Genomic DNA, 26,936 nt, shown 5'->3' on the forward strand with positions numbered 1-26,936 from the left:
CAACCGTGGCATCGCCGAGCCCACCGATATGAACCGAATTCCGGAGAGGTGGAACGGCCACATGCGCATAGCCGTACGCTTCTGTCCGTGCACAAGGTGCTGAGACTCGACCTGGTCAGCCATGGAATGACCGAGGCGATGCGGAAGGCACGTTTTCCAGTCGACGAATCGCTGACCGAAGCAGGCCGCCGCGCCATCTCCGGCAGCACCGCGCTGGCCGCTCCCCGGGTGCTCACCGGTCCGGAACGCCGGACGGTCGAAACGGCAGCGCTGCTGGGCCTGCCGGGCGAAGAGGACACCCGGCTACGTGATCTGGACGCGGGGGCCTGGCGCGGTGGCGCACTGATGTCGGTGCCGCAGGATGAGCTGTACGCGTGGCTCACCGACCCGAAGTTCCGCGGCCACGGCGGTGAGTCCGTGGTGGACGTGATCGAGCGGACCAGGTACTGGATGGCCGAGATCGCTTCCGAGGGGAAATCCACCATTGCCGTCACCCACCCCGCGGTGATCCGCGCGGCGCTGCTGGTGACGCTGGACGCGCCGCCGAAGTCGTTCTGGCGGATCGATATTCCGCCGGGCAGTGTCACCCGGCTGCACTACCGCGGGGAATGGACGCTGCACTTCACCGCATGACGGCCGTCAAGTGGCGGCACTCTTCGTGGCGAGCGGCCCCGTCCCGAGGGTGAGCAGCATGCGCAGCGCGTCGGTGATCAACCTGGCCGGGATGGACGGGTCGATGGCGCGTTGCATGCCCAGGCCGATGCCCATGCTGAGGATTCCCGTCGCGGCGTCCTCGACCGGCACCGGCAGCTCTATCCCGATCGTGTCGGCCAGCGTCTGGACCTGCGCGGCAACGGCGCCGCGCAGCACGCTGAGGCTGGACACGAGCGCCGCCTGCAGTGCCGGGTCGTCCCGGGCGACGGTGGCGAATTCGAATTCGAGCATGGTCCATCCGACGTCGCCGACGGTGTGCTCGGCCCACTCCTGGAATCGCTCGAGCCGCTCCTCGAAGTCGTCGCTCACCGCGAGCAGGTCGGTCACCTCTTGGAACTTGGTCGCGTGGATCAGCTCGAGCACCTCGAGGCCGAGTTCCTTCTTGGTGCGGAAGTTCGAGTAGACGGCGCCCTTGGAGTACCCGGCCTCCTCGGCGACCCGTTCCAGGCTGGTGCTGGCGTAGCCGTCGGCCAGGAAGAGGTCGCGGGCCGTGGCGATCAAGTCCGCGCGGGTGCGGGCCTGGCTCTCGGATCGGGTCAGTCGTGCCATGCCGTGATTCTACGTACCGGAAGATTTCGGATACCGCGGGTATTTGAATTCTGCTAGTGTTTGAGACCATGGGTAACAAGAACGGGTCGCAGCGACGCGGCCTGGCCATCGGCTGTGGTGGCACGCTGGGCGCCGCCTGGATCGTCGCGGCGCTCGTCGCGGTGCGCGAAGTGCTCGACTGGGATCCGCGCGAGGCCGACGTGCTGATCGGCACCTCGGCGGGCGCGGAGCTGGTCACGATGCTCGGCAGCGGTGTCGCGGTGCCGGAGCTGGTCGCGATGCAGGACGGCACCTCGGCGAACCCGATCCTCACCGCGCACCTGCGGTCCGGTCCGGGACGGTTCCCGCCCGTGCCGCGGCCGCGCCTCGGCTCGCTCCGATTGCCGTTGCGGCGCACCGAGTCCGGGCAGCGGCTGCTCACCGCAGGCAGTGGGTTGCTGCCGGTCGGCGGCGGCGACGCGAGCTGGTTGCAGCAGCTGGCCGAGCGGTTGAATCCCGGCCGGGCCTGGGTACCGCACCCGGCGACCTGGTTGGTGAGTATGGATTACGCGACGGGACAGCGGGTTCCGTTCGGCGCACCCGACGCACCGACGGCCCCGCTGGGGGCCGCGTTGCGCGCTTCGTGGGCGGTGCCCGGGTGGTTCCCGCCGGTCGCGATCGACGGCCGCCGGTTCATCGACGGCGGCGCGGGTTCGACCGCCTCGGTGGATCTGCTCGGGCCGGCGAAGCTGGACGAACTCGTCGTGCTCGCGCCGATGGCCTCGACCGGGAAGATCCCCGCGAGCGGGCCGGGTCACTTCCTCGAACGGCAGCTGCGCAATCGCATGAGTGCCGTGCTCGATGCGGAGATCGCCCAGCTGCGCGCCACCGGTACCAAGGTGCTGCGCATCGACGCCACCGCCGAGGATCTCGCGGTCATGGGCCCCAATTTCATGGACGGCCGCCGCCGTCTCGACACCTTCCAGCACAGCCTGACCAGCACGCGCCGTGCGGTCGAACAAGGAGCCTTCGCATGAGAATTCTCGGTCACGGTTACCCCGGCATCGATCTGAAAGGCGCGCGGGTGCTGATCACCGGCGCCGGCCGGGGCATCGGGCAGTCCACCGCGGAACTGTTCGCGGCCGAGGGCGCCGAGGTGGTGATCGCCGATGTCGATACCGCCGCCGCCGAAACCGCCGCTGCCGCAATGGGTGCCGCTGCCGTCGAGCTCGACGTGCGTTCCCGGGGCCAGTGGGACAAGGTGATCGCCGATCTGGGCCACGTCGACATCCTCGTCAACAACGCGGGTGTGATGCCCGCGGGCGCGTTCCTGGACGAGCCGGATGTGGTGGGGCAGGCCACGATGGATATCAACGTGTGGGGTCTGATCCACGGCATGCGCGCGGTCACGCCCGGCATGATCGAGCGCGGCCGCGGCCATATCGTCAACGTGGCCTCGCTGGCGGGCAAGATCCCGGTGGCCGGCCTCGCCGTCTACAACGCGAGCAAGTTCGCCGCTGTAGGCCTTTCCGCCGCAACGCGTTTGGAGTTCGCACCGCAGGGCGTCAGCGTCAGCTGCGTGCTGCCCTCCGCGGTGCGTACCCGGCTGTCCTCCGGCCTGACCCTCGGCCACGGCATGCCCACCGTCGATCCCGAGGATGTCGCCGCCGCCATCGTGCGCACCGTCGACACCCGCAAGGCCGAGATCGCCGTCCCCAACTACCTCGGCCCCATCGACGTCGCCCTCGCCGCCGCCCCCGAACGCGCCGTCCGCCTGGTCCGCCGCCTCTTCGACGGCGACCGCGCCCTGCACCCCGCCGACGAGAAGACCCGCGCCGAATACGAAGCGCAGGTCCGCGACATCAGCTGACCCGCCCGATCGGCTCGCAAGCAGTCCAGGTCTCCTCGACCGGGTGGCTTCGAGGATGACTTTCGCGGGCGCGGCGGCATCGCCCGACTCGTCGACACCGGCGAACGCAAGTGGCCCCGGAGTTGAACTCCGGGGCCACTTTTCAGGGAGATCAGCAGGTGGTGGGGGCGGGGTCGCCGCGGAAGCGGGCTTCCACGTAGTTCCAGGCCTCGACGAAGCCCGCGGCGGCGGTGGTCAGGTGTTCGGCGATCTCGTACGGGCGGAATTCGACTCGGGCGCCTGCCTTGCAGTAGCGGTCGACGACCTCCTCGACTGGTGGGAAGAAGGTCATTTCATCGAAGCGACCCTGCCAGATGAAGGTGGGGATGCTGGGGACGCCGTCGTAGTAGCGCAGGCTGTTCTCCCGCAGCACCTGATGCGCGACCGGGCTGTCCATCAGGCTCTTCGACGCGGCCATCTGCTCGGCGTTGCGGAAAGCGCCGTGGAACAGCAGGAACCGGCGGCAGGCGTCGTGGGTGAATTCCCGGAACCACAAACCGTTTTCGTTGAGCTGATCCGACACCGGCAGCCGCTCCGGGTATTCGCGTTCCAGTCCCATCGCGGCGGCGAAGGCCAGGCCGAAGCCGGGATGCGGCGCGAAGCCCAGCGCCATCGCCATCTCCTCGAGATCGGCGGGGATACCGCCCGCGACCGCCGCGGTGAGCTTCAGGTCGGGGGCGTACGTGGGTTGCAACGCGGCCGCCCATGCGGTGGCCATGCCGCCGCCGGAGTAACCCGCAATGGCGACAGGCGAATTGCCGAGCCCGAGTTCGGTCACCTTCTGCACGGCCTTGACGCTGTCCAGCGTCATCATGCCGCTGAGCCGGGCGGCGCCGTAAGCCGAGGTGGGGCCGAGGTAGTCGGGCAGCGAGACCGCCCAGCCGCGCCCGATCGGCAGCATCGCGCCGACCGCGTCCTGGAGTTCGCCGTTGAACAGCGAGCGAGACGGGTTGCACTGGGTGCCAAGGGAGTTGATGAGCGCCTGGTAGGAGACCAGCGGCGGGTTCTTGACGCCGAGCGGCAGCAGCACCGTGGTCACGCCCATGACCGGCTTGCTCTGGGAATTGGTGGACCGGAAGGCGACCTGCCAGCCCTCGGTCCCGACGTACGGGCCGGTGTCGATCTTGCGGGAACGCACGACATCACCGGGTTTCAGGTCCGCCAAATTCGCTGGCGCACTGTAGAACACATCCGGGTCAGGGGTGGGGTACAGCGGCTGAGCGGTCGTCGCGGGCAGGCCGACCAGGCCTATCGAGACGATGCTCAACATCAGGATCGCGATCCTGAACGGAACTCTTCGCACGGCTTTCCTTCGAATCTCGGCCGTCATCGACTCGCCGACCCCGACTTTCGTTCGGCAGTTCGGACGGACCACCACTGCATGGAGAGATCGCGGCGAACGTCATCGTTCGCTGCGCGGACGGTAAGCAGGAACCCACAGCCGCACCGAGGGGCGGACCGGCACACCACCTTTCGACTCGACGCTGCGGATCGCCGCAGCAGGCGGCACCATCCGCAGCGAAAGTAGCGTCGCGACCGCGGCCCCGCGCACCCGGCCCCGGCATATTGGACAAGTAACAATGCGCTACCTGTGCACCTGCACAAGATCACTATTGCCAAACCGGCGCAACTCCTGCCCGTCGGCGACGGAAGCCGTTTGCTATCACCGCAGTAGGGCTGGCGTGGCGAAACGCGGTCGGCGTCGGCGCGCACGCCGTCCGGTGCTGTCGTCGCCGATAGGGCGGGTCGCCGAGTCGGCGCTGCGCGCGTTCGCCGGGATGTCGCCGCGATCTCCGCCGCGCCGATTGCGCCGCGGGCATGCGGGCCGCGCGACGCAGCCGAGTGGTGGCAGTCACAACAGACCGCACATCATGCATAGTGTGTGCCCATTCACAGGTGATCGAATTGGGCAACATGCTCAACAAAGTGAACAAAGGTTGTTCAAGTAGCGCTTTAAAGGCAGGGTATGCGGCAAGAAGTGCTCAACTAGGAAGGCGCCCGATCGGTGCTGACCGGAGGTGGACCGAATGACCGAGCTCGCCGATCACGACCTGATCCCGGCTCCGTATGACCTCGCCGACCGTTACCGCGTCGGCGCGGGCACCGTTGTCCTCACTGGCGTCCAGGCGATTGCCCGACAGCTGGTAGAGCAGCACGTGCGCGATCTGCGCGCGGGGCGCCGGGTCGGCACCTTCGTTTCGGGATACCAGGGCAGCCCGCTCGGCGGCGTCGACAAGATGCTCAGCGGCATGCCGAATGTGCTGGCCGAGCACGACATCGCGTTCGTCCCCGGCCTGAACGAGGAACTCGCGGCCACCTCGGTGTGGGGGAGTCAGGCCGACCTGCCGGCCGGTGCGGCCACGCACGACGGCGTCGTCGGCGTCTGGTACGGCAAGGGCCCCGGCCTTGACCGCGCGACGGATGCGTTGCGGCACGCCAATATGTACGGCGCGAACGCGCGCGGCGGCGTGCTGCTGCTCGTCGGCGACGACCCGGCCTCCAAGTCTTCGACCGTGCCCGCGGTGAGCGAACGCTCGCTGGCCGCGATGGGCATTCCGGTGCTGTTCCCGCGCAACGCCCGCGAGATCATCACGATGGGTCTGCACGGGGTCGCGCTGTCGCGCGCCTCCGGCTGCCTGGTTGCGCTGAAGATCGTCGCCGATGTGGCCGACGGCGCCTGGACGGTCGAGGGCAACGTGGGCGACATCGACATCACGGTGCCCGAGATCACCTGGGAGGGGCGCCCGTTCAGCTACCTGCAGCGTCCGATGGCCGCGCCGACCGACAGCGTGATCGCCGAGGCGGATCTGTACGGGCCGCGCTGGGAGACGGTCAAGGCGTACAGCACGCTCAACGAACTCGATGTGATCGAGGTGAACCCGGCCCAGGCCACGATCGGGATCGCCGCCACCGGAACGACTTTCGACGCGGTGCGGCAGGCCCTGATCGACCTGGGGGTGGACGACGAGGCGCTCATGCGGGCCGGGGTCCGGCTGCTGCGCATCGGCATGCCGTATCCGATTGCGCCGGAACGGGTCCGGCAGTTCGCCAAGGGGCTCACCCGGCTGGTGGTGGTCGAGGACAAGACCGCGTTCATCGAGACGCAGCTGCGTGAAATCCTCTACGGCACCGCCGATGCCCCCGAGATCATCGGTAAGCGCGACGCCGCGGGCCGCCCGCTGTTCAGTCAGGACGGCGAGCTCACCACCGGCCGGATCGCCAAGCCGCTGTGCCGCGCGCTCGACGGTTTCGTGGACATGAAACGACCGCTGCCGCAGCCGTTGTCGCTGGCCGTGCTGCCCGCCAAGCGCGCCGCCTACTTCTGCAGCGGCTGCCCGCACAACCGCTCGACCGCCGTGCCGGAGGGCTCGCTGGCGGGCGGCGGCATCGGCTGCCACACCATGGTGACCATGTCCGGTCGCGAGGACAGCAAGGTCACCGGCCTCACCCAGATGGGCGGCGAAGGCGCGCAGTGGATCGGTCAGGCGCCGTTCACCGACGTGCCGCACCTGTTCCAGAACATCGGCGACGGAACGTATTTCCACTCCGGCCAGCTCGCCGTGCAGGCGTGTGTCGCGGCCAAGGTGAACATCACCTTCAAGCTGCTCTACAACGACGTCGTCGCGATGACCGGCGCGCAGGACGCCGAGGGCGCGCTCGCGGTGCCGCGGCTGACGCACAAGCTCGCCACCGAGGGCGTCGCGCAGATCATCATCTGCGCCGACGAGCCGAAGAAGTACCGCAAGCGTGACCTGGCCGCGGGCACCCGGTTGTGGCACCGCGACCGGCTCGACGAAGCGCAGCGCATCCTGCGCGAGATCCCCGGCGTCACCGTGCTCATCTACGACCAGCACTGCGCCGCCGACGCGCGTCGTCAGCGCAAGCGGGGCACCCTGCCGGTACGCCAGACCCGGGTGGTCATCAACGAGGCGGTCTGCGAGGGCTGCGGTGACTGCGGCGTGAAGAGCAACTGCCTGTCGGTGCAGCCGGTGGACACCGAGTTCGGCCGGAAGACCCGGATCGATCAGACCTCGTGCAACACCGATTACAGCTGCCTCGACGGCGACTGCCCGTCCTTCGTCACGGTGGAACTGCCCGATCCCGGGAAAGCCAAGAAGCGCAAGAGCACTCAGCGTCCCACCCCGCCCGTGCTGCCCGACCTCCGGCAGGATCCGCCGACCACGACGCAGAACGTCTTCCTGGCCGGCATCGGCGGCACCGGCATCGTCACCGTGAACCAGGTGCTGGCGACCGCGGCGCTGCGCGCGGGCTACGACGTGGCGAGCCTCGACCAGATCGGGCTCAGCCAGAAGGCGGGCCCCGTCGTCTCGCACCTGCGGTTCGTCGCGGGCGAACTGGAGCCCGCGAACCGGCTGACCCCCGGCTCCGCGGACTGCATCGTCGCCTTCGACCTGCTCACCGCGACCGACAACAAGAACCTGGCCTACGGGTCGAAGGAGACCACGCTCTCGGTCGCCTCCACCAGCAAGACCCCGACCGGGGACATGGTCTACGACAAGTCGGTGCAGTACCCGGAGACGCCCGCGCTGCTGTCCCGGCTCGACCAGGCCTCGCGGGACCTGCGTTCGTTCGACGCGCTCGGCGCGGCGGAGGTGCTGTTCGGCAACACCGCGGCGGCCAACTTCCTGATGGTCGGCGCCGCCTACCAGCTCGGCGGCCTGCGGCTGCCGGCGGCGGCGATCGAGGAGGCCATCGAGATCAACGGGGTCGCCGTGAACGCGAACATCGCGGCCTTCCGGTGGGGCCGGGTCGCGATCGCCCGCCCGGACGAGTTCGCCGCGGCGATCGGCCGTCCGCAGCCCGAACACGCCGAGATCAAGGTTCCGGCAGACCTTTTCGACACGCTGACCGCCACCGGTGAGACCCGGCGGCTGATCGAGCTGCGCGCCGCGGAGCTGATCGGGTTCCAGGGTGTCCGGGTCGCCCGGGACTACGTGACGACGATGCAGCGGGTGTGGACGGCGCAGGAGCAGGTCACCGGACGTACCGAGTTCAGTGAGCAGGCGGCGCGGGGTCTGTTCAAGTTCACCGCGTACAAGGACGAGTACGAGGTCGCGCGGCAGTTGATCGACCCGGCCTTCCTGAACCAGGTGGCGGATCAGCTGCCCGAGGGCACCAACCTCACCTACAAGCTGCACCCCCCGATCCTGCGCGCCATGGGCCGCAAGAAGAAGATCGGCATCGGGCCGCGCGGGCATCTCGCCCTCAAGGTCCTGGCCAAGGGAAAGCGGCTGCGCGGCACCAAGTTCGACATCTTCGGCTACGCGCACGTCCGTCGCGTCGAGCGGGAACTGCTGGCGCATTACACGGAAATGGTGCTGGCACTGGCGGGTTCGCTCGACGAGGCGAGCTACGACCGCGCGGTCCAGGCCGCCGCGCTGGCCGACACGGTGCGTGGCTACGAGGGCGTCAAGCTCGCCAATGTGGAGGTGTACCGAAACAGCCTGCGCGACCTGGGCATCGAGCCGCCGCAGGTGTGAAGCAGCGCGGCCTGGGCAGTAGGCCGCGCGCCTGGTCGAGCGTAAAGGCCACGCTCCCAGGCATATGAGAAGCGACCCGGAACCGCATCGGTTCCGGGTCGCTTCGCTGTCGGGACCACGCGTCAGGTGTTCGGCCTGCGGTGGCGGCAGACGGTGACGGCCAGGGTGGCCGGCGGGGTCAGCGTGAGAATCCCGAGCACGGCCACCACGAGCGGCGCCTGCGCGGGCAGGGCGAGGCACAGGGCGACCACGCCTGCGGTGATGACGAGGGCGAGTACGGACACGCCGAAGCCGTGCCAGGTCCGGCGGCGGCCGAGCGTGCGGCCGCGCGGGGCCGGCAGCGGGGCGAGGGGCGCGGGATCGGGTGCGGGACCCGCCACGGCGGCATCGCTGCGGACGGGATCGGGCGTGAGCAGAGGCACTGTCGTCTCTCAGGGTCAGTGGACAAGTCGCGCAGGCAATACCCGTTCGCCGGCGGCTCAATCAGCCCGAATCGGTCTGATTTTCCGACACCGCCGCGGCCATCCGAACCTCGATCGTGCACCGGGCCGGTCGCGGGCGACGAACTCCGGACCGGGAGCAACACTGGACGGCCCACCGGCGTGGTGCGGGGATCTCGTTGCCGCACGCCGGAGTTCGTACCTGACGTGCACCCATCATAGCTGATGCGCATGGAGGCCTGTGCTGCGGCAACGCCTTCCGCGCGGCCGTCGCCGGGGCCGCCGGGAGAGCTTCTCAAATCTGTTGCCCCGAAATGGAACCGATCGGTCATCCGCCGCGTCTAATCCCCTGACTAGACACAGTAAGGACAAAAGGTGGGGGTTTCCATGAACGCTTTGCAGCTGAGTCAGGGCATCGAGGCGACGGCCACGACCACCGCGTTCGCGCATCCGAGCCTGCGCGACTATCTGGATCCGGCGGACGGGCGGTGGGCCGGTCTGTTCGCCGCACCGTTGCGGCTCGAGTTCGCCGAGTACGACGAGTTGGGCGTCCGTCACGACACCGAGGGGGCGCCGATCGTGCTCCCCGTGCACACCGAGTGCCAGGCCGAACAGCTGCGCTCGATTCGGGCGCGGCACGCCATGACCCTGCTCGTCGCGGTCACCAACGACGTCACCGGTCATTCGACCTACCTGGCGATCCGGGCCGGCGCCAACTTCGTCATCAACCTCGCGATCTCGATCGAGCGGCAAGCCGAGGTCCTGCGCGCCCGGCTGCTCGACCATGTCAGCGCGCAGCCGAGAAGGCCGCGTCCGCCGGTCCTGGGCGCGGTACCCGATCGCGCCACCGCCGCTCGCGAACCGCGCCCCGCCCGCGACGCAGTGCCCGCCGCCCCGAACGGCCTGCGCGCCGCCACGCCGATCAACCGACCCGAGCTGGACGAATTCGACGCCCGCCTCCTGCGGATGCTGAAGACCTCGATGACCGTCGCCGAAATCGCCCGGCAGAACTACCTTTCGGAGCGGTCCATGTACCGCCGCATCCGTAATCTCTACGACGTCCTGGGCGTCTCGGGGCGCAACGATCTGGTGAACTCGGGTGCGCACGACCATCCCCGGGCTCCGCTCACCGTGCTTCGCGGCTGACCGGGCGCGGACCGGACGCACGGCAGCCGCACGCAGCGTCCGCGGCGACTCCACGACTACCGAAGGATCCGAGCATGAACCCCGACCTCATCGACTACGTGACCTGGGACGACCAGCACAACGTTGCCTACCTCGCACTACGGCAGAACACCGCCGGCCCGCGCTACGCCGCACGAACCCTCCCGGTCCAAGACAGCACGGACAACGAGGTGGTAGCCGCACTCGACTTCGGCGCGGACGGCGAACTGATCGGCATCGAACTCCTGCGAGCCGACTCACAGTTGAGCGCCGCACTGAAGGCGAAGGCGCGCACAGCATCCGAAACGGAGTGATCGGCGATTTGCCGTGAACCGTCCGGCTGCTACTCGCTACCTACCCGAGGAGACCGAAAGAACGAGGAGATCCATGGCCACCACCGCACCACATCAGGGGCTCGAAATACGCCCCAGGCGGGACCAACCCAGCCTGTGGCACGTCACGGCGACCGAACTGTCCAGGATGCGGCGCGGCTTCATCGGCTGGTTCGTGATCCTGGTGCCCATCGTCCTCACCGTTCCGCTCTATCCGATGTCGCTGGCTTCGCCGGAGGGCAAGTCCGGCCACGCGTGGATGGTGTTTCGCGACGTCACGCTCGAAGGTTGGGGCGTCCTCATTCCGATGACGGCTGCTCTGCTCGCCGCGCTCTCGGTGCGGGCCGACCAGGATGCCTGGCGGCTGCTCTTCTCGTATGCGGTACCGCGAACGAAGTACCTGCTGGGCAAGTACTTCGCGTTGGCCGCATTGTCCGCGGTCTCGACGACACTCCTGGCGGCACTGCTGTGTGTCGGTGCGGCGCTCGGCGGTCGGCTCGGCAGCAGCATCGGGACCATCGTCGCGGCGAGCTTCCTGCCTTGGCTGGCGGGATTGGGTTGTGCTGCAGTGGCTTTGGTCGTCTCGATGGTGTGGGGTCTCGGGCCGACCATCGCGATCGGCGTAGTCGGCATGATGAGCGGCATGCTCATCGCGGACAAGACGTGGTGGATGGCGGTGCCGTTCGCCTGGCCGATGCGCGTCATCCTCCCGTTGGCCGGCATCGGACCCAACGGAGTTCCGCTGCCCGCCGATAGCCCGGTCCGCGATCACGGGGTGATTCTCCCCGCGATCGCCCTGTCGTTCGGACTGGCGGCGGTTGTCCTGGCGCTGGGTTCGGCGCACCTCGAGCGCAAGGAGATCTGACCGTGTCGGCGTTGGAAGTCTCGCAACTGCACAAGCATTACGGAAAACATCGCGCGCTCGACGGCGTGGAGCTGTCGGTCCGAACGGGCGAGGTCTATGGTCTGCTCGGCCCCAACGGCGCAGGCAAGTCCACCCTGATGAAGACCGTGCTGGGGCTGCAGCGGCCGACCAGCGGACACATCCAACTGTTCGGCCGGCCCTACCACCGGGCGCAGTTGGTCGATGTCGGCGCGCTGATCGAGACTCCAGGACTGTGGCCGAAGCTGGACGCACTGACCCATCTACGCATCCACGCGAAGCTGCGCGGCGTGCCCGAGGCCTGGATCGATGAGGCGCTGGCCGTGGTGCAACTGAACGACGTGCGGGATCGCAAGATTCAAGCCTTCTCGCTCGGTATGCGCTGGCGGCTCGGCATCGCCATCGCATTACTCGCGCGACCGAAGTTGTTGCTGCTCGACGAGCCGACCAACGGACTCGACCCGGTGGGCATCCGGGAGATGCGCGGGATCATCCGTTCGCTCGCTGCCAACGGCACCACGGTGTTTATTTCCAGTCACCAGCTGTCCGAGATCGCGCAGGTGTGTGACCGAGTTGCGGTGCTGGTAGCGGGAAAAACCCGCTACGAGGGAACGCTGGAGGGCATCGCGGGCGACGGTGATCTCGAAGCAGGATTCTTCCGCATCCTCGAATCCTGTGATTCGCGTATTCGCTGAAGCGCGCGGGCGCAGTGCCGAGTAAGGGCGATCCGAACAGCCGATTCGGATCGCCCGGCATCCTGGCTCGCAAAGCCGAAGCCGCCGTCGGCCTGCTGCTGGGCAAGCAGGAAACCTGTCGCGCGCAACGGAAGGGGACGTTCGGTCAGCCCGAGTTCGGCGCAGCCGCACAGCAGCGTGGCGAGCGCTTCGAGGTCGTAGCGCCGAATCGCCAGCACCAGTAGCGAATCCAGTACTACCGCCCACGTGGTCACGGGTGCGGTTGACGCGGCGAGGTTGTCGAGGGCGCGCCAGCGCACCGGGTCCGCGCACAGCAGGTCCATCGGTGCCGGCTCCGAAACATGCTCCTGCGTACTGGCTTCGGCGATCGAGCCGACTCCGTCGTCGAGTGCGTTGTCGATGCCGATCAGCCACGTTCGGGCAGCGCCGAGTGCGTGCTGTGTGCGGGACCGCTGTGTTTCGGCGACATCATCGAGCACCGTGGCGCTCCCGTTCTGCTGCGGCCATCGCCGCGACCATGGTGGTGTGGTGGCAGGTTCCGAAGGAATAGCCCTCGGCGACCTCGCCGCGCAAAGTCGACCAGCGGGCCGGGTCGAAGAGCGGACCGGGCACGGCGCCGTCGGACAGCCTGTGCCGCGCCAGTGTGTGCCAGCCGTGCGTGGTCAACGCGCAGTCGGGCTGTCCGATGGCCAGCAGACACAGCAGTAGTTCACCCGCTAGATCCATGTCTCCGAGGGCGAGATAGGTGCCGAGCAGCGTGCGCAGGGCCTCGACGAGTTCCGGCTCGGCCGGCGTCGCCCGTGCGGCGAAATCCGTTGCGTAGAAAAGGACGTGGGTGAGCGCGTAGACCTCGTCATCCCGCAGATAGAGGGGGTCTGGCGCGGCCGCGACGATGGAGAGTTCGAGCAGCTCGGCGATCGGCGGCAACGGGTTGGGGAACTGGCCGAGCTCGAGGACATAGTGCAACTCCAGGCGACTGAGCGGAGTACGCCAGGCACCGTGCTGGCCGCCGCAACCGGTGGCGAGGACCGTCCGAACGCGCTCCGCGGCACTCGGCACCGGCCTACCGAGATCGGCGAGCAGCGCGACCAGGTACGTGCGATACGGAAATTTGTCGTCACCGAGACCCAGTGCCGCGTGGAACGAGTCCGTGGCGGCCAGCGAATGTGCCAGCTCGACCGCCCCCTCGATGAGCGGATGATCGTGGAATCGGCCACGGCGCAGGATGCGACAGAGCATGAGCAGTTCGAGCGCGGCGCCTTCGCGGAATGGCCGGGGCGGCAGCATGCGCTCCCACCTGTCCGGGTCGAACCAACGGAGGTTGGCGTGGAGCCACGCCACCGCCTCGTCCAAAATCGGCCCGTCGCCGCGGTATTCGATCCGGCTGGGCGGAGGCCAGACCGGGTAGCCGGTGACCTGTCCGCGCAGGCCCGCGTCGAGGTAGCGGCCGGCCATCGGCGTCACTGTCCGATCCTGAGGCGGATCGCCACCGCGAAGAACACCGCGAGCGCCGCGAGCACCAGCACATCCACCCCGGCCGGGACGAGGCCGCGTTCGGCACCCACCAGGACGTGCCTGCCGAGATCGACCAGGTAGGTCAGTGGGTTGATCCGGATCAGCACCGACAGCCAGGTGGGTACCACCTCGGGTTGAAACACCGACCCGGAGAGGAACAGCATCGGCAGCATCATCATCTGCACGCTCGCCTGCAGCGTTTGGATCTGGCGGAAAGCGGTGGCCAGAAACAAGCCGAGCAGACTGAACACCGCGGAACCGAACAGGTAGATCAGCATGGCGACGGCGATCTGACCCATGGTCGGTGTCAGTCCGAAAACCGGTGCGCACGAAAGCAACAGCAGGCTCTGTATTCCGACGATGACGCCGGTGCTCGCCACTTTGCCCAGCGGCAGGCACATCCGGGGTACCGGGGCGACGGTCATCTCGCGTAGGACGCCGAACTCGCGGTCCCAGGCATAGGACAGGCCGGTAGCGATGCCGATAGTCGCCACCTGAATGGCGATGATGCCCGGGAGGATGTACGCGCTGAACGACACCGAGTCGACGGTGCCGACCATGGCGTCGAAACCTACGGCGTAGATCGCGATGAAGAACAGCAGTTGCGCGGCATTGCTGAGTAGCAGCCCGGGACGGCGGAGCTGACGTTGCAGGTCCCGTCCCGCGATCACCGCGATCGCCCGGACACCGCTGACCATCGCGTGTTCCCGCGCAGGGGCGGCAGTCGGGTGCATCGTTGTCATGAAATGCCTTTCCCGGCGCGGGCGGTGGCCGCGACATAGACGTCGTCCATCGACGGGTTGTGCACGGTGACGCTCGAGATCGGCAGTTCGAGGACGCGCACGATATCGGCGACGCGGCGATCGGGGTCGGTGCATCGCACCTCGAGCTCGGTGAAGCCGGTGACGACCTCGAAACCTGCCGTGCGCAACTGCGCGGCGGCGGCCTCGTCGTCGTGTGTCCGCAGCCGAACACAGGAGACCCGTAACTCGTCCTTCAACTCGACGGGCGAACCGGAGCGACCGATCCGGCCGTCGGACATGATCACGATCTCGTCGGCGTATTCGGCCTCGTCGAGATAGTGGGTGGAGTACAGGGTGGTGACACCTAGTTCGTCGCGCATTCGGAGAAGATCTCGCCAAACGACGCGACGGGATCGTGGATCGAGACCCGTCGTGGGTTCGTCCAGGATGAGCAGTCCGGGGCGATGAAGCAGTGCGCGAACGAGTTCCACGCGTCGCGCCGTGCCGCCGGACAGTCGTTCGACCGCGGTGCGTCGCTGCGCGGTGAGCTCGAGCAGGTCGAGCAAGCGGTCGATCTGCGCGGCGGTGTCGGCTCGGCGCATGCCGAAAAGCCGGGCATGGAACCAGAGGTTCTGCTCGACCGTCAGTTCCTTGTCCAGGGTGCGTTCCTGGAACACCAGACCGAGTTGGGCGCGGGCCCGCATCGGTGCCGTCCGTACATCGCTGCCGAAGATCCGAACAGTGCCCGAGGCCGGCCGCGCTGCTGTCGAGAGCACATTGAGCAGGCTCGACTTTCCCGCACCGTTCGGCCCGAGCAGCGCGGTCAGCTTGCCGGGTACGGAACGCAACGAGACCGAGTCGACGGCCAGTGTGCTGCCGTAGCGCACGACGATATCCGAGAGCTCGAAGGCGTTGACTGCCATCGGAGGATCCCCTTTCTCAGCTCAGCGCGAGGACACGATCCCAGGGATGCCGTGCCGTCTCGGCACTGCTGTCCGGGAGCACCGACAGCAGCGCGCACGCCACCCCGGCCGCACCCTCCAGCAGTCCGGCGATATCGAGCAGCTTGAATTCGCTCGGCCCCGGCGCGGATCTCGGATATCGCATCGGCTGCCGGAACACGAAGGGTGCGGCCGGATCCGCCATGTCGAGGATCGTTGCGGCGAGCCGGTGCTTGGCGGCCAGGAGCACGTCGTCCTGTTCGGCGGTGCCGATCCGATGGACCACCTGGAGCAACCCCGCGTAACCGTGGCAAATCGTCGGTCCCGCCAGGGTCCATCGCGATTCGTCCCGGGCGAGTGCGTCGTGTAGTGCCTGGACGGCGTGCGTGCGCCATTCGGGGATGTCGAGGGTCTGGCCGGCGTGGTGTACCGCTGCCGCGACGCCCGGCGCACCGTAACACCATGCTGTCCTGGTGAACAGATCTTCCGTTGCGGTGGTGGCGATTTCGTCATCGAACGGTATGCGACACGGCCAGTAGCTGCCCTGATCGTCCGTGCGAAGCCAGCGGATCAGCCACTGCACCATGCGCTTCAGCGCCGCCCGCTGTCCCGGCACCTCGTGCCCGCGGCGCAAGGCCGTCGACAGAACCGATACCGGTCCTGGAATACCGTGTGCGAGACCGAGATTGAAATCGCCGCGCGGATAGTCGAGCCGGTCCTGCTCGACCGCTTGCCGCGCCGCGGGAACCCACCAGCCGGGCACGACATGGCCGTCCACGGTGATCGGTTCGCTGATCTGCACCAGGTACTGCAAGGTGTCGTAGAGGGCGCGCCGGACCTCCGCGCCGTTCTCGACGGGATCGTCGAGCGAATCGAGCAATATTCTTGCGGTGCCGGACAATCCGTTGACGATGTCGTAGCACTCCCAGGAAATTCCGGGCCCCGGCTGGGCGCGTAGGCGCCGCAGTCGGGTCAGCTGGTCGTCGGCCAGCCAGGCGGCGAGCTTGCGGCGCAATCCGGGATAGTGGCCCTCGCAGGTCTGCGCGGCCGCCAGCAGCGCCGCCGGTCCCGCGTACAGCCCCCGGCTCGGCTGACTCGACATCGTCTCGCCCGCCGCGCGGACGTGGTCGTGGGTCGTGCTCGACCAGGACGGCGTCCGGCGCGCCAACTCCGCGTAGAACATCGCTGTGCCGGGCAATCCGGTGGACAACGTCATCGGTCCCCACATCACCGACCCGTAGATGGGGTCGTGATTGTCGGGGCGATCCGCGATCGTCGCGACGGCGGCGGGATCGGCCAGCCGTTCCGCGACCAGGGTGACGAGTTCGGCCGCCCGTTCGGCCGGCGAAACTTGTTGCGGTAGCGCGGTGCTCATCGTGCGTGCCTTCTTTTGTTGAAGTTGTCCTGCACGGCGCCGCGGGCAATGGCGACCGCCGCGCGCTCGCGGTCGGAGTCACCACCGAAGAGTCGATTGCAGCTCATGTGCATCAGGCTGCCGACGAGCCGTTGGTGCCGGATCCCGGGGTCCGGCAATACTGCGCGCAGTTCGCGGACGGCGGTGTCGCGGGCGTGGAGGACGTCCAGCGCAGCCGCACCGTACGGGTCGGCGCGCAGTCCGTCCCACCCGCCGTGCGGGTCGACGAGCCGCCGCCAGTTCTGTGCGTCCACCCGGTAGGCCGCAGGCAGCTCGGCTCGTGCACCGGTCATCGACAGCCAGGCGAAGGCCGCGTCGGTTTCCCGCCGGTTGTCCTGCGCCGGGTTCGACTCGGGCAGACCGTAGGCGGCGGCGAGCGCCGCGACGGAGACCGCGGCGAAGGTGTCCAGTGTGTGCGGGCACGAGGGATCGTCCACCAGCTCGAGAAATCGGATCGCCGCGCGACTGTCCGCTTCGAACACGCGCTCGGCCATCGTCATGGTCGCCACACCGCCGTACCGTTCCAGTTCGGCCTCGTAGGGTTCGATACGGTGCGTTCTGATCAGCCCCTCGTGCTGCCATTGCTCGAGTCGACGTCCGAGTGACGACGCGGCCGCACCCCACAGATCCGCGGCCGTGCCGTGGCATCGAATCCGCAGATGCGGCCCGTTCGGCCCGGTGTACCGAATGAAGAACCAACGGTCGCAACCGTTTTCCTGAGCCCGCTCGACCAGGCCGGGCAGGTGCACACGGAGGAACTCGCTCTGCTCCGCCACCGGGAGATACAACTCGAGCGAGAGCCAGTCGCTGCCGAGCCCGGCCGCTGTCCGTTCCACCCCGAGGCGGCCACCGTGCGGCGAGCGGGCCGGGCGAGTGTCGCGCCGTGACAACGGCACGACGATCTCCATCGCGTGCCCGTCGATACCGTCGGAATACTCGTCGTCCCCGGGTAACTCGTGCGCGACGAGGCCGGGGTCCTTGCGCAGTTCGTCCCACAGCAGTTCCAGATGGGCGGGATCGGTCAGGTCGAACAGCAACCGCTGATCCATCTGGACGGTCAGGATCCGTTCGGGCACCCGCCACTCGCGCCGCCAGGCCGCGACCGCGGCCGCGAAGTCAGGTTCGGCCACGCCGAGGAGCGTGTCCATCCGCCACACCGCCGGAGCCAGCACGAAACGACCGTGCCTGATCCGCGGCACGAAAGGCAGTTCGGTCAGCCCGGCCCAGGTCCATGGCTCCCACAGTCGTTGTCCCTCCAACCCGATCTCCCACAGCAGTCGGGCGGCGTTGGGCGCCTGGGTCATCGGGCTGATCATGTTGTTCAGCACCGGAACGATCTCCCGGCCGGTCGGCAGATGTACCGCGCACAACCGCTCCGTCGTCGCACCGACGGCTACCTCGGCGAGGGGGATCTCATCGGTGCCGCGGGCGGCGGGCAGTCCGACGCTGATCCGGGCTCCGCTGTGCACCGCACAGTGGGCGAGGTTCGCCGCTTTGCCGGAACGTGTCATGAAGGACAGGTCGACGCGCATCGCGCCGTCCACGTGGACCGGAATCGCCGCGGACTCCGCCGCGAGCTCGGCCCGAATCTCCGCCGGCAGCAGGTCGGCGAATCGGGCGAGTGTCGCCCCCGCATGGTGTGAGCCCGGGCTGGGTGCCAGCACGATCCGGAAGTCCCCGGCGGACAGCGCGTCCAGCGACGCCGCGATGACGTGGAAGGTGATCTCGCAGGAGTTCGGCGCGTCCGCGTCGCCGTCGTTCGCGCCGATCAGGTCGTTCAGCGTCGCGTCGGTCAGCTCGACCTCGCGCAGGCCGTCGCGTAGTGCGATACCGACCAGGTTGTGCAGCAGTCGAATTCGGGCCGGCTCGCGACCGATCGCCGGATCCGGCTTCGTCTCTTGGCTTTCCGGCCAGATGTACCCGGCGGGTGCGCCCATGCCACGCGTGGCGTCGAGCAGCTCGCCGACGCGGACCAGCCGATCGGTACCGTAGCGCTCGAGGAACTTCGCGTGATAGTCGCGCAGTGCGACGAGGCCAAGTTTGTCTGCCGACATCCGCCACATCAACTCGGCCGCACGCTCGACCTCGGCGCGCACCTCGAGCGGTAGCTGGACGTCGATATCCACCGCCGAGTCGATGTGCAGCGGTGTGTCGTAAGAGTGCAGGCGGTCCGCCTGCGCTGCGGTCTCGATCAACCGCGCGGTCCCGGGCCCCAGGGGCAGTAGATCACTCGATCGCCTGCGGTCATCGATTTCACGCAGTGCGCGCAGCGTCGCCGCGATCGGTGTGGCCGGATCCTCGATGGACGCGAGGACGTCGATCACGTGGCCGAGCGGGTCGCCGCCGTCCAGCGGTGGCCGCAACTCGGTGAGCAAGAATTCCTGCTCGACCAAGACCCGTAGCACCTCGGCAACGCGGCGCGGCGGGGCGCCGAAACGTGCCGCGATCGTTGCCGTGAGTTCGTCGATCGAGACCATCCGCTCGGCGGCGCGCAGCGCGGCCTGGACCACCGGCGAGTTCCGTAGCGACACCACCGCCCTGGTCTGCCCGTCGAGCGGTGCGCCGAGCGGTGACGGGCAGTCGAGCACCACCCGATCGCCCCGACCGGACAGCGCCGGGTGGGCCAGCACCCGTAGTCCGGGTAGCAGCTCCGGCCTGCTCTGCAACTGCTGCACGACACCGAGCAGCCATTGCATGTCTGCATGTGTCCTGGTGCGGTGGCGGGTGCCGCGGTCGAGCTTCGCCGAGAAATCGAATCGGCCACCCGTCACGCCGGAGAAGACGCCGAACGGCGTAGGGCGCATCCGCGTTCTGATGTCGTAGCGGAGTACCGCGAGCGCGGCGCGGCGCAACTGTGTCGCTTTGATGCCGCGGTGTTCGCCACGGTGGACGCGGTCGAGCAGGTTGCCGAGACTCGGGCTGGCGAGCGTGATCGCGGTGCGCAGCGTGCTGTCGGCCGCGGCGGCGCGCACGATGCCGAGGTGGCCGCCCCCGGTCGGTATGCCGGGGCGGCCGAGCGCCAGCGGAGCGCGGAGCATGAAGACATCCCAGGCACGGAAGATCGAATCCGACACCAGCCCAAATCCTTTGCGATGGTCGACGACATGGGGCGCCCGGGCCGCGCGATGCGGCGCGGCCCGGGCCTGGTGATCAACAGCAGTGGCTGCAGCCGCTGCCGCCACCCGAGCTGGTGCAGCCCGGGGTGCAGTACGACCAGCTGTTGATCGCCGCGTTGCCCTGGATGTTGCCGACGCCGACGCGGATGTCGAGATCGAACAGATCGACTGTTTCGACGGTCTCCACCGGTTCCATGGTCACCGTGCTCACGGTGTTCTCCTCTTCTGTGGCACTGCCCGGCTGATCGAACGACCAGGCCGAGGGAGGCCCAGCGTTCCCACCGGGCCGGCCGGCCGGTGCTGTTCCCCCGGTAACGAGACAAGCACCGCACCCCACGCGGCGACAACGTCTCGACCGGTATCTGGCAGCGTCCGAGGCCGCTGCCAACTCTGCGCGGCGCGCCGAATTCCGATCCGGGTTGAACCGTTCGCCGCGCACCCGCTACACACGACTGTGTGGACTCGGACGAAGCGTTGCTGGCCGCGGTGGCCAAGGGCGACCAGGCGTGCCTGCGTGTGCTCTACGACCGGCACGCGCCCGCGATGCTGCGGGTGGTGCGCCGGATGACCGCGCAGAGCGGGGTCGCGGAGGAGATCCTGCAGGAGACCTGGCTGGCCGTGTGGCGCTCGGCGGACAGTTTCCGCGGCGAATCCTCCGCGCGCGGCTGGCTGTTCGGTGTCGCCAAACGCCAAGCCCACAACTACCTGCGTAAGTCGGTGCTCACAACAGTCGATCTCGACGAGACGCCGGAACTATCCGATCACGCGGGCACGGTGGAAGACATCGTGCTCGCCAACGCCGCCCGCGGGGATCTCGCGGCCGGCATCCGCGACCTGCCGGAACATCTTCGCGACGTCCTGTTGCTGGTGCTGGTCGACGATCTGTCCTACCCGGATGTCGCCACGGTGCTCGACATCCCCGTGGGTACGGTGAAGAGCCGAATGTCGCACGCGCGCAAGCGACTTGCGCAGACCCTGTCCGGCACCACCGCCGATCTGTCCATTCGCTACGGAGGCGAGCAATGACCAGCCCGAACACCGTGGGCCCACACCTCTCCGACGATCAACTGATCGGCGTGCCGGACGATGCCGCCAGAGCGCACCTGCGCGCCTGCTCGGAATGTCAGGCACACGCCCAGATTTGGCAGCAGATGGCAGTCGCGGCCCGCCAGGTTTCCGCCGACCTGGTGGGCACGGTTCGCACGCCCTCCTTCGATACGTTGCTCGGCGATGCGCTCGGAATGCCCTGGGCGACAACGAACGAAGCGGTGCGGCCGGGGTGGCGAGCCTCGCTGCTGCTGACGGCGACGCTGGCTCGGGCACAGCTACGGCTGCTGCCCCGGGCACTGGTTCTGCTGAGCGGGCTGGGCTTCGTGGGGTCGGTGCTGCTCGCTGTGCTGACGCGGCACAGCGGCGCCGCCGCACCGCTGTTCGGTCTCGCTGTGACCTTGCTCTTCCAGCTCGGCACGCTGGCAACCTGCATCCCGCGATCCGATCCACGGTTGGAGTTGTTCGCCACCGTGCCCATCGCGCCGGCGGCGGTGTTCGCGTGCCGGCTGATCGTGGTCCTCGCCGCCGATCTCGCGCTGGCACTGCTCGCCTCGCTGCTCGCCAGCGGTTTGGGTGCCTCCGCCGATTTCGGCGCGATGGTCGCGGGTTGGCTCGGGCCCGCGTTGCTCGCCTCCGCGGTCGGCGTCGCTGGTGCGGTCTGGCGTTCCCCGCCGGTGGGCGCCGCCGCGGGCGCGGTGATGTGGCTGCTCGGTGCGGCGGCCGCCGCGGACGCCGGACCGGCGCACCGCGTCGGCGCGTTGATCGCACCGCTGTGGTCTACCTCGGTGCTCACGCTGGCGGTCGCCGCGCTGCTGCTGGTCGCCGCCGCGGCCGGGATGAGCAGGCCGCGCTACCGCACCGTGGCCGGATGAACCGAATCGAGCGGCTCGGCTACGACACCGAGGTGAACCCGATCTGGCGGTACGAGATCCGGCGCTGCGGGCTCGGCGTGCTGGCGCCGACGCCCCTGGCGGGCGTCGTCATCGGCATCGCGCTGGTGGCTTTCGACGGCGCGATGATCCTGCGCACGGTCGCCCTCGAGGTCGTCCCGCTGACGGCCGGGCTGGTCACTGCGGCGGTGCTGGGCCGAGAGCGGATGCTCGAGTTGCACCTGACCGTGCGGACGCCGTACCCGCAGACCGTTGTGCGCCGCCTCGTCCTGGTCGGGGCATCGGTGTGCGGTGCGGTGGCGTCGATCGGCGCGCTCGGCTGGTCCGCGGCGGCCGTGGCCGCAGGACCTCTGCTGGTGAGTACGCCCGCGTTCGCCCTCGCGCTGATCAGTGTCGCGACCTTCGTCGTCGTCGCCTCGGGTTCCGCCGCGGGCGCCTCGGCGATCGTCGTGACCGTCTGGTCGGCGAAGCTGCTAGTTCTGGATCAGATCATGCGCGGCGTGTGGGCACAGGCCGCGGTCGCGGTGACGCTGGCGGCACTGTTCGCATGGGCCGCAGCGGTGCGGGTCGCGGACAGTGAGGCCCAGCTGCGTGAGGTGCGAGCATGACGGGCCGCTCCTTCGGGGCGCTCGGGGCGACCATCCGCTACGAGGCGTTGCTCTCCTTCCGGCACCGCACGGTGTGGCTGTCGTTGCTGCCGTTGGTCGCGTTGATCATGGTGCTCGGGGAATTCCCGTACGGCCGGAATCGAACCGGCGATATCGCCGCCGTGGGCGAGACCGCATTGCTGATCAATTTCCTGGGCTCCCTCGGTATCGCCATCGTGCTCGCCGATCGGCTCGCCGGACAGCGGCGACCAGGATTGCGTGAATTGTTCGGTGCCACACCAGCCGGTGGACTGGCCAGAACGGCAGGCCTGGTCCTGGGACCCTGGCTGATCGCCTCGGTGCCCGCGGCCGTGGTCCTGGTGAGCATGGGGGGATGGCTGGCGATCACCTCGGGTGGACCCGGACCGCTCGGCGCGGCGGTGATCGGTGTGCTCACCGTCGTGGCGCCCGGATCCTTGCTGCTGACCATGGTTGCGAACGTCGCGGCCCTGCTGCTGCCCAGCGCCGTCGCGCGTGTTCTCCTGGTGCCGTTCTGGTACTGGGCGACGCTGCTCACGCCACTGCTCCCGATCCCCACGCCGGCCCGGACCGTGTGGTCGCCGCTCGGCGATTACCAAGCGGCGCAATGGCTCGAGGTCGCACTGCCCGGGCGAACCGGCGGCTGGCTGTATCCGGCGGTGAGCGTTACGTCCTCGATTCTCGCCTGCGGGCTCACCCTCGCGGTGACGGCGCTCGCCTTTCTCATCGGCCACGCGATCACGACCAAGGGTCGTTGAGCCGGAATGGAGTTCGAATGACGATCAACCTGCGCAAGCTCACCAAGGTCTACCGCGGGCGCACGGTCGCGCTCGACGAGATCGACCTGACCGTGACCGAGGGTATGACCGGCTTGCTCGGCACGAACGGCGCGGGCAAGACCACCCTCATCCGCATTCTGACCGGAACCATTCGCCCGACTTCGGGCACGGTTGCGGTCTGCGGACACGATATGGCGTCCGCCGCGGGACGGACCGCCGTCAAACGGCTACTCGGCTATCTGCCCCAGGAACTCGCGCTCTATCCGGACCTCACCGGTCGCGAATTCCTCGACTATGTCGCATTGCTCAAGGGGATCGACGACAAGCGGCGCCGACGGTCGCAGATCGATAACCTGCTGGACCGTGTCGGACTGGATGCCGTTGCCACCCAACGGATCGAGCGATACTCCGGCGGGATGAAGCGCCGGCTCGGCATCGCGCAGACGCTGCTGGGGGACCCGAAGCTGATCATCGTCGACGAGCCGACGGCGGGGCTCGATCCCGAGGAAAGGATCCGCTTCCGCACCTTGCTCGGCCAACTCGGTGGCGACCGCATCGTCGTCTTGTCCACCCATATCCTCGACGACGTCGCACACAGCTGCCCGAGGGCCGCCGTGCTGACCGAGGGCAGGATGGCCTATCACGGCACCACCGGCGGTCTGGTCGCCCTGGCCGACGGTCAGACGCACGTGCTGCGTGCGGCGCACGAGCCGGTGGGCGATTTTACCGTCGTCAACGTGACCAGCACCGGCGACGGGGTGCACTATCGAGTGGTCGGTCCGGTACCGCCGCCCGAATCATGGCCGGTGGCACCGACTCTCGACGATGGCTACATCGCGTTGCTCCGTGCCGCCAGGGCCGGGACCCGCTGATCACGCCACTGCGGTCGCGTCGGCCAGCGCGCGAAGATACCTGTGCTGTGCGGGGAAGCGCTCGCGGACCACGGTGCCGATCGCGCGTGCGTGCTCGCCGGTGGCGCACCACAGCGGCAGTAGTATCGCGTAGTGGTCGCCGATCGGTGCGTAATTCAATTCCTCTAGTAGGCAGGGCTTCTCGTGCTGCTCGAAGTATGCTTGCAGCTCGCCCGCGACGGTGTCGGGCCGTAGGCCCTCGGCCAGCCGATAGCGATCGGAGTCGGTAAGGCTGGTATACCAGTGCGCCACCTCGGTGAGATGGATTGTGCGCAGGGCGTTTCGATGCTCCGGCGTCCCGATGGCCTCCAGTACCGCCTGCGCGGCGGACAGATTCGGGACCCGCTGAAGCACTACCGCCTGTGGCGGCCGCAGGCCGTTGCGGCGCGTGCCCGGGCCGACGGTGAGGAGCGCGGTGCGCTCGGCGGAAATCGTGAAATCGTAGCCGTGCCTTGCCGTCCGGAACCATAGATCCCAGTCCTCATACCCGGCTCGCACGGTGGTCCAACCGCCGACCTCGGCCAGCAGCGTCCGCACGTGGCCGACACGGGACGGTTCGAACATCGCATGGGTGGTCTGTAGCTCCGGATGCCAGATCAGATCGGGGATCTGAGTGCGATCCAGCTCCGTGCCCGTTTCGTCGACTCGGCGGCAACCGGTGGCGGCGAAGGCGGCACCGCGGTCGAGCATTCCGAGCAGAGTCTCCAAATGCGTTGGTAGCCAGCGATCGTCATGGTCGAGATAGGCCACCGCCGGGGCCGTCGCCGCCGCGGCACCGACGTTGCGTGGGCCGCCGGGGTGCCCGTACGGGCCGGTGCGCAGGAGCCGGATCCGCGGATCGCGATACGCGCGCACGATCTCGTCGGTGTCGTCGGTCGAGCCGTCCGACACGACCAGCAACGTCCAATCCGGCACAGTCTGCGCCAGCACGCTGTCGATCGTGGCCCGGATGGCCGCGGACCGGTTGAACGTCGGACACACGATGTCGATTCGAGACGACCGGGATGCGGACAACGACTCTCCATGGGGCGCGAAGGGATGTGCTCCGACCATATCCGGCCGGAACTGCCAGCTCTGCTGACAGCCACGGTCGTGAACCGAAACTTGGCAGTGCGCAACGTTATCGGTAGACGGACACCCGAAGGCTGGAGGAAAGCATGATCCCGCAGGTTCGAGGACTACTGATGACCGGTGCGGCGCTCTGCGGCGCCGTGGCGATCAGCGCGTGCGGTGGCGGCTCGGGTCCGAAGGACCCGGCCCATCGGGACGGTGTGGCACTGCCCGAGCCGACGTCGAGCAGCCAGGCTGTCGGCAGCGAGAATCTCGGCTACCTTTGGCCGTTCACCGTCGATCGCGGCACGATCGAATGCCGGGCGGGCGAGCAAGCGACGTTCACCGCTCCGGATGGAAAGATCTACGCGCTCAACGAGAAGGCCGAACAATCAGGCCTACCCGGCGTCGAGCCGTTGCGGGCGACCGGCGCCGGCGGCGACAAGATCAGTCTCGGCGCCCTGCGCAGCCGGGCGATGCAGCTGTGTCGCTTCGCGAACTGACCTGGGGAGACCGAACATGCTGTGGCACAGTAGGAATGGCACTGCCGCATAAACTTTGAACCGTTGACTCTGTGGATGATCGGTGTCAGCGTCGCCGCATGACCAAGCGCGGCACAGACACTCGTCCCGACCTCGAACGCCTCATTCACGTCGCCGGGGCGGGCGATGACCTGATCGCCGAGCACATCGAGTGGATGGGCGTCGAGCGGACCGCTCGGACGCTCGTCCGGGAAGTGCTCGATCGTGTCGATCTGCGCGGTTGCCCGCCGATCGACGTGCTGTTCCGCCTGCATGCCGGTGCGCAGTCGGCCGACGTGACCGTGCGCGTGGCCGCGGACGGCAGCACCACGACGCCATCCGCGCCGTCGTCCGGTGCGGTCGCGGCCACGGTCGAACAGTCACTACCCGAGTTCGTCCGCAGTGTGCTCGGGCCGCGCGGGGCAGCGACGAGTGCCACCCGCGTGCTGCACTGGCCCGATCTGTCCGCCTTCGAAACGTTCGGCAGGCCGCAACCCGCGTTCGAACCCGTTCGGCGGCTGCTCGATTCGATCGACCACGGTTATCGCGTCACGCTCGCCGAACTGTGCGTCCGCGCCGGTTCGGACAAGTGGGGGGTGCATCAGTACCCGCAGCACTACGCGAAGCACTTCGAGATGCTTCGGGATCGTCCCCTGACCATGTTGGAAATCGGGGTCGGTGGTTTTGCCGACCCACGGCGCGGCGGCGAGTCGCTGCGCATGTGGAAACGGTACTTTCCGCGGGCCTCGGTGTACGGCATCGACATCATCGACAAGTCCGAGCTGTCGGAACCACGGATGACAGTGCTGCGTGCTGACCAATCCGCGCCGGCCGATCTCGCCAGGGTGCTCGAGACAACCGGGCCGCTCGACCTGGTCATCGATGACGGCAGCCACCTCAGCGCCCACGTCATCGCCTCGTTCGACGTGCTGTTCCCCGCTCTCCGGCCGGGCGGAATGTACGTGATCGAGGATCTGCAGACGTCCTACTGGCCCCATTTCGGTGGCAGATCCGGTGTCTACGACAACACTGCGACGAGCATGGGGTTCCTCAAGGCCTTGATCGACGGACTCAACTTCGCCGAGATCGACGGTCGGGAGCCGAGGAGGACCGATACCGCGATCAAAGGGATGCACTTCTATCACAACATCGTGTTCGTCGAGAAGGGCGAGAATCGCGACGAGGGAGCGCCGGCTTGGCTTCGCGGGGCGTGA

At 68.3% G+C, this 26,936-nt stretch carries 26 protein-coding genes; 16 read left to right on the forward strand and 10 right to left on the reverse strand.

Annotated features, from left to right (window positions below; translation table 11 throughout):
* Nucleotides 1-87: 87 nt before the first annotated feature.
* Nucleotides 88-633 carry a histidine phosphatase family protein gene (locus tag O3I_RS05630; protein ID WP_029898536.1) on the forward strand — a complete coding sequence of 182 codons (546 nt, stop codon included), beginning with the start codon at nt 88-90 and terminating at the stop codon, nt 631-633.
* A gap of 6 nt (nt 634-639) precedes the next feature.
* On the opposite strand, the gene O3I_RS05635 is transcribed toward O3I_RS05630, so the two are convergent.
* On the reverse strand, nt 640-1,263 hold the full coding sequence (locus O3I_RS05635) for a TetR/AcrR family transcriptional regulator (RefSeq protein WP_014981932.1): 624 nt from the start codon (nt 1,261-1,263) through the stop codon (nt 640-642).
* Nucleotides 1,264-1,331: 68 nt separating this feature from the next.
* Between O3I_RS05635 and O3I_RS05640 the strand changes: the two genes are divergently transcribed.
* Together O3I_RS05640 and O3I_RS05645 are read left to right on the forward strand one after the other, a co-directional pair.
* Nucleotides 1,332-2,279, forward strand: coding sequence for a patatin-like phospholipase family protein (locus tag O3I_RS05640; protein WP_014981933.1), 948 nt, complete (start codon nt 1,332-1,334; stop codon nt 2,277-2,279).
* A complete protein-coding gene (locus tag O3I_RS05645) occupies nt 2,276-3,112 on the forward strand; it encodes an SDR family oxidoreductase (protein WP_014981934.1) in 837 nt (278 codons plus the stop codon). Before O3I_RS05640 ends, O3I_RS05645 begins: the two co-directional genes overlap by 4 nt.
* 151 nt (nt 3,113-3,263) lie before the next feature.
* Here O3I_RS05645 and O3I_RS05650 read toward each other — a convergent pair whose 3' ends face one another.
* Nucleotides 3,264-4,421 (reverse strand): lipase family protein, encoded by a 1,158-nt coding sequence (locus O3I_RS05650; RefSeq protein ID WP_014981935.1) that lies wholly within the window; start codon nt 4,419-4,421, stop codon nt 3,264-3,266.
* Nucleotides 4,422-5,178: 757 nt separating this feature from the next.
* Here O3I_RS05650 and O3I_RS05655 point away from each other — a divergent pair.
* On the forward strand, nt 5,179-8,652 hold the full coding sequence (locus tag O3I_RS05655; protein ID WP_014981936.1) for an indolepyruvate ferredoxin oxidoreductase family protein: 3,474 nt from the start codon (nt 5,179-5,181) through the stop codon (nt 8,650-8,652).
* Nucleotides 8,653-8,774: 122 nt separating this feature from the next.
* Here O3I_RS05655 and O3I_RS05660 read toward each other — a convergent pair whose 3' ends face one another.
* A complete protein-coding gene (locus O3I_RS05660; RefSeq protein WP_014981937.1) occupies nt 8,775-9,074 on the reverse strand; it encodes a hypothetical protein in 300 nt (99 codons plus the stop codon).
* Between the two features lie 405 nt (nt 9,075-9,479).
* Here O3I_RS05660 and O3I_RS05665 point away from each other — a divergent pair, with 405 nt between their 5' ends.
* From O3I_RS05665 to O3I_RS05685, 5 genes are all read left to right on the forward strand, one after another.
* Nucleotides 9,480-10,238, forward strand: a complete 759-nt coding sequence (locus O3I_RS05665; RefSeq protein ID WP_014981938.1) for a helix-turn-helix transcriptional regulator — start codon at nt 9,480-9,482, stop codon at nt 10,236-10,238.
* A 74-nt stretch (nt 10,239-10,312) separates the two neighbouring features.
* Nucleotides 10,313-10,570: a DUF2283 domain-containing protein gene (locus tag O3I_RS05670; RefSeq protein ID WP_014981939.1), complete on the forward strand. Its 258-nt coding sequence runs from the start codon at nt 10,313-10,315 to the stop codon at nt 10,568-10,570.
* A 73-nt stretch (nt 10,571-10,643) separates the two neighbouring features.
* Nucleotides 10,644-11,453, forward strand: a complete 810-nt coding sequence (locus tag O3I_RS05675; RefSeq protein ID WP_014981940.1) for an ABC transporter permease — start codon at nt 10,644-10,646, stop codon at nt 11,451-11,453.
* Between the two features lie 2 nt (nt 11,454-11,455).
* Nucleotides 11,456-12,166, forward strand: coding sequence for an ABC transporter ATP-binding protein (locus O3I_RS05680; protein ID WP_014981941.1), 711 nt, complete (start codon nt 11,456-11,458; stop codon nt 12,164-12,166).
* 14 nt (nt 12,167-12,180) lie between these two features.
* Nucleotides 12,181-12,390 (forward strand): hypothetical protein, encoded by a 210-nt coding sequence (locus O3I_RS05685; protein ID WP_014981942.1) that lies wholly within the window; start codon nt 12,181-12,183, stop codon nt 12,388-12,390.
* 244 nt (nt 12,391-12,634) lie between these two features.
* On the opposite strand, the gene O3I_RS05690 is transcribed toward O3I_RS05685, so the two are convergent.
* The 6 genes from O3I_RS05690 to O3I_RS43595 form a co-directional block, all read right to left on the reverse strand.
* Nucleotides 12,635-13,621: a DUF6895 family protein gene (locus O3I_RS05690; RefSeq protein ID WP_051066487.1), complete on the reverse strand. Its 987-nt coding sequence runs from the start codon at nt 13,619-13,621 to the stop codon at nt 12,635-12,637.
* A gap of 5 nt (nt 13,622-13,626) precedes the next feature.
* A complete protein-coding gene (locus tag O3I_RS05695; RefSeq protein WP_167829102.1) occupies nt 13,627-14,424 on the reverse strand; it encodes an ABC transporter permease in 798 nt (265 codons plus the stop codon).
* Complete coding sequence (locus O3I_RS05700; RefSeq protein ID WP_014981945.1) at nt 14,421-15,347, reverse strand: ABC transporter ATP-binding protein; 927 nt, start codon at nt 15,345-15,347, stop codon at nt 14,421-14,423. Before O3I_RS05700 ends, O3I_RS05695 begins: the two co-directional genes overlap by 4 nt.
* 16 nt (nt 15,348-15,363) lie before the next feature.
* Nucleotides 15,364-16,740 (reverse strand): lanthionine synthetase C family protein, encoded by a 1,377-nt coding sequence (locus tag O3I_RS05705; protein ID WP_014981946.1) that lies wholly within the window; start codon nt 16,738-16,740, stop codon nt 15,364-15,366.
* On the reverse strand, nt 16,737-19,853 hold the full coding sequence (locus O3I_RS05710) for a lantibiotic dehydratase (protein ID WP_014981947.1): 3,117 nt from the start codon (nt 19,851-19,853) through the stop codon (nt 16,737-16,739). The genes O3I_RS05705 and O3I_RS05710 overlap by 4 nt, the downstream gene beginning before the upstream one ends.
* Before the next feature lie 76 nt (nt 19,854-19,929).
* Nucleotides 19,930-20,106, reverse strand: a complete 177-nt coding sequence (locus tag O3I_RS43595) for a gallidermin/nisin family lantibiotic (RefSeq protein WP_115347074.1) — start codon at nt 20,104-20,106, stop codon at nt 19,930-19,932.
* 245 nt (nt 20,107-20,351) lie between these two features.
* Here O3I_RS43595 and O3I_RS05715 point away from each other — a divergent pair, with 245 nt between their 5' ends.
* Genes O3I_RS05715 through O3I_RS05735 form a run of 5 tightly spaced genes read left to right on the forward strand, consistent with a single transcriptional unit; the run spans nt 20,352 to nt 24,112 of the window.
* Complete coding sequence (locus O3I_RS05715) at nt 20,352-20,921, forward strand: RNA polymerase sigma factor (protein ID WP_014981948.1); 570 nt, start codon at nt 20,352-20,354, stop codon at nt 20,919-20,921.
* The gene (locus tag O3I_RS05720; RefSeq protein WP_014981949.1) at nt 20,918-21,817 is read left to right on the forward strand and encodes a hypothetical protein; all 900 of its coding nucleotides are present in this window, start codon (nt 20,918-20,920) and stop codon (nt 21,815-21,817) included. Before O3I_RS05715 ends, O3I_RS05720 begins: the two co-directional genes overlap by 4 nt.
* A complete protein-coding gene (locus tag O3I_RS05725; protein ID WP_014981950.1) occupies nt 21,814-22,443 on the forward strand; it encodes a hypothetical protein in 630 nt (209 codons plus the stop codon). The genes O3I_RS05720 and O3I_RS05725 overlap by 4 nt, the downstream gene beginning before the upstream one ends.
* Complete coding sequence (locus O3I_RS05730) at nt 22,440-23,219, forward strand: hypothetical protein (protein WP_014981951.1); 780 nt, start codon at nt 22,440-22,442, stop codon at nt 23,217-23,219. Before O3I_RS05725 ends, O3I_RS05730 begins: the two co-directional genes overlap by 4 nt.
* Before the next feature lie 17 nt (nt 23,220-23,236).
* The gene (locus O3I_RS05735) at nt 23,237-24,112 is read left to right on the forward strand and encodes an ABC transporter ATP-binding protein (RefSeq protein WP_014981952.1); all 876 of its coding nucleotides are present in this window, start codon (nt 23,237-23,239) and stop codon (nt 24,110-24,112) included.
* Here O3I_RS05735 and O3I_RS05740 read toward each other — a convergent pair whose 3' ends face one another.
* Nucleotides 24,113-25,132 carry a glycosyltransferase family 2 protein gene (locus O3I_RS05740; protein WP_014981953.1) on the reverse strand — a complete coding sequence of 340 codons (1,020 nt, stop codon included), beginning with the start codon at nt 25,130-25,132 and terminating at the stop codon, nt 24,113-24,115. It lies immediately after the preceding gene.
* Between the two features lie 203 nt (nt 25,133-25,335).
* On the opposite strand from O3I_RS05740, the gene O3I_RS05745 reads away from it, so the two are divergent.
* Both O3I_RS05745 and O3I_RS42400 read left to right on the forward strand, forming a co-directional pair.
* On the forward strand, nt 25,336-25,704 hold the full coding sequence (locus tag O3I_RS05745; protein ID WP_014981954.1) for a DUF2511 domain-containing protein: 369 nt from the start codon (nt 25,336-25,338) through the stop codon (nt 25,702-25,704).
* A gap of 98 nt (nt 25,705-25,802) precedes the next feature.
* On the forward strand, nt 25,803-26,936 hold the full coding sequence (locus O3I_RS42400; protein WP_014981955.1) for a class I SAM-dependent methyltransferase: 1,134 nt from the start codon (nt 25,803-25,805) through the stop codon (nt 26,934-26,936).

It is taken from the genome of Nocardia brasiliensis ATCC 700358 (assembly GCF_000250675.2).
In the GTDB taxonomy this organism is placed as follows: domain Bacteria; phylum Actinomycetota; class Actinomycetes; order Mycobacteriales; family Mycobacteriaceae; genus Nocardia; species Nocardia brasiliensis_B.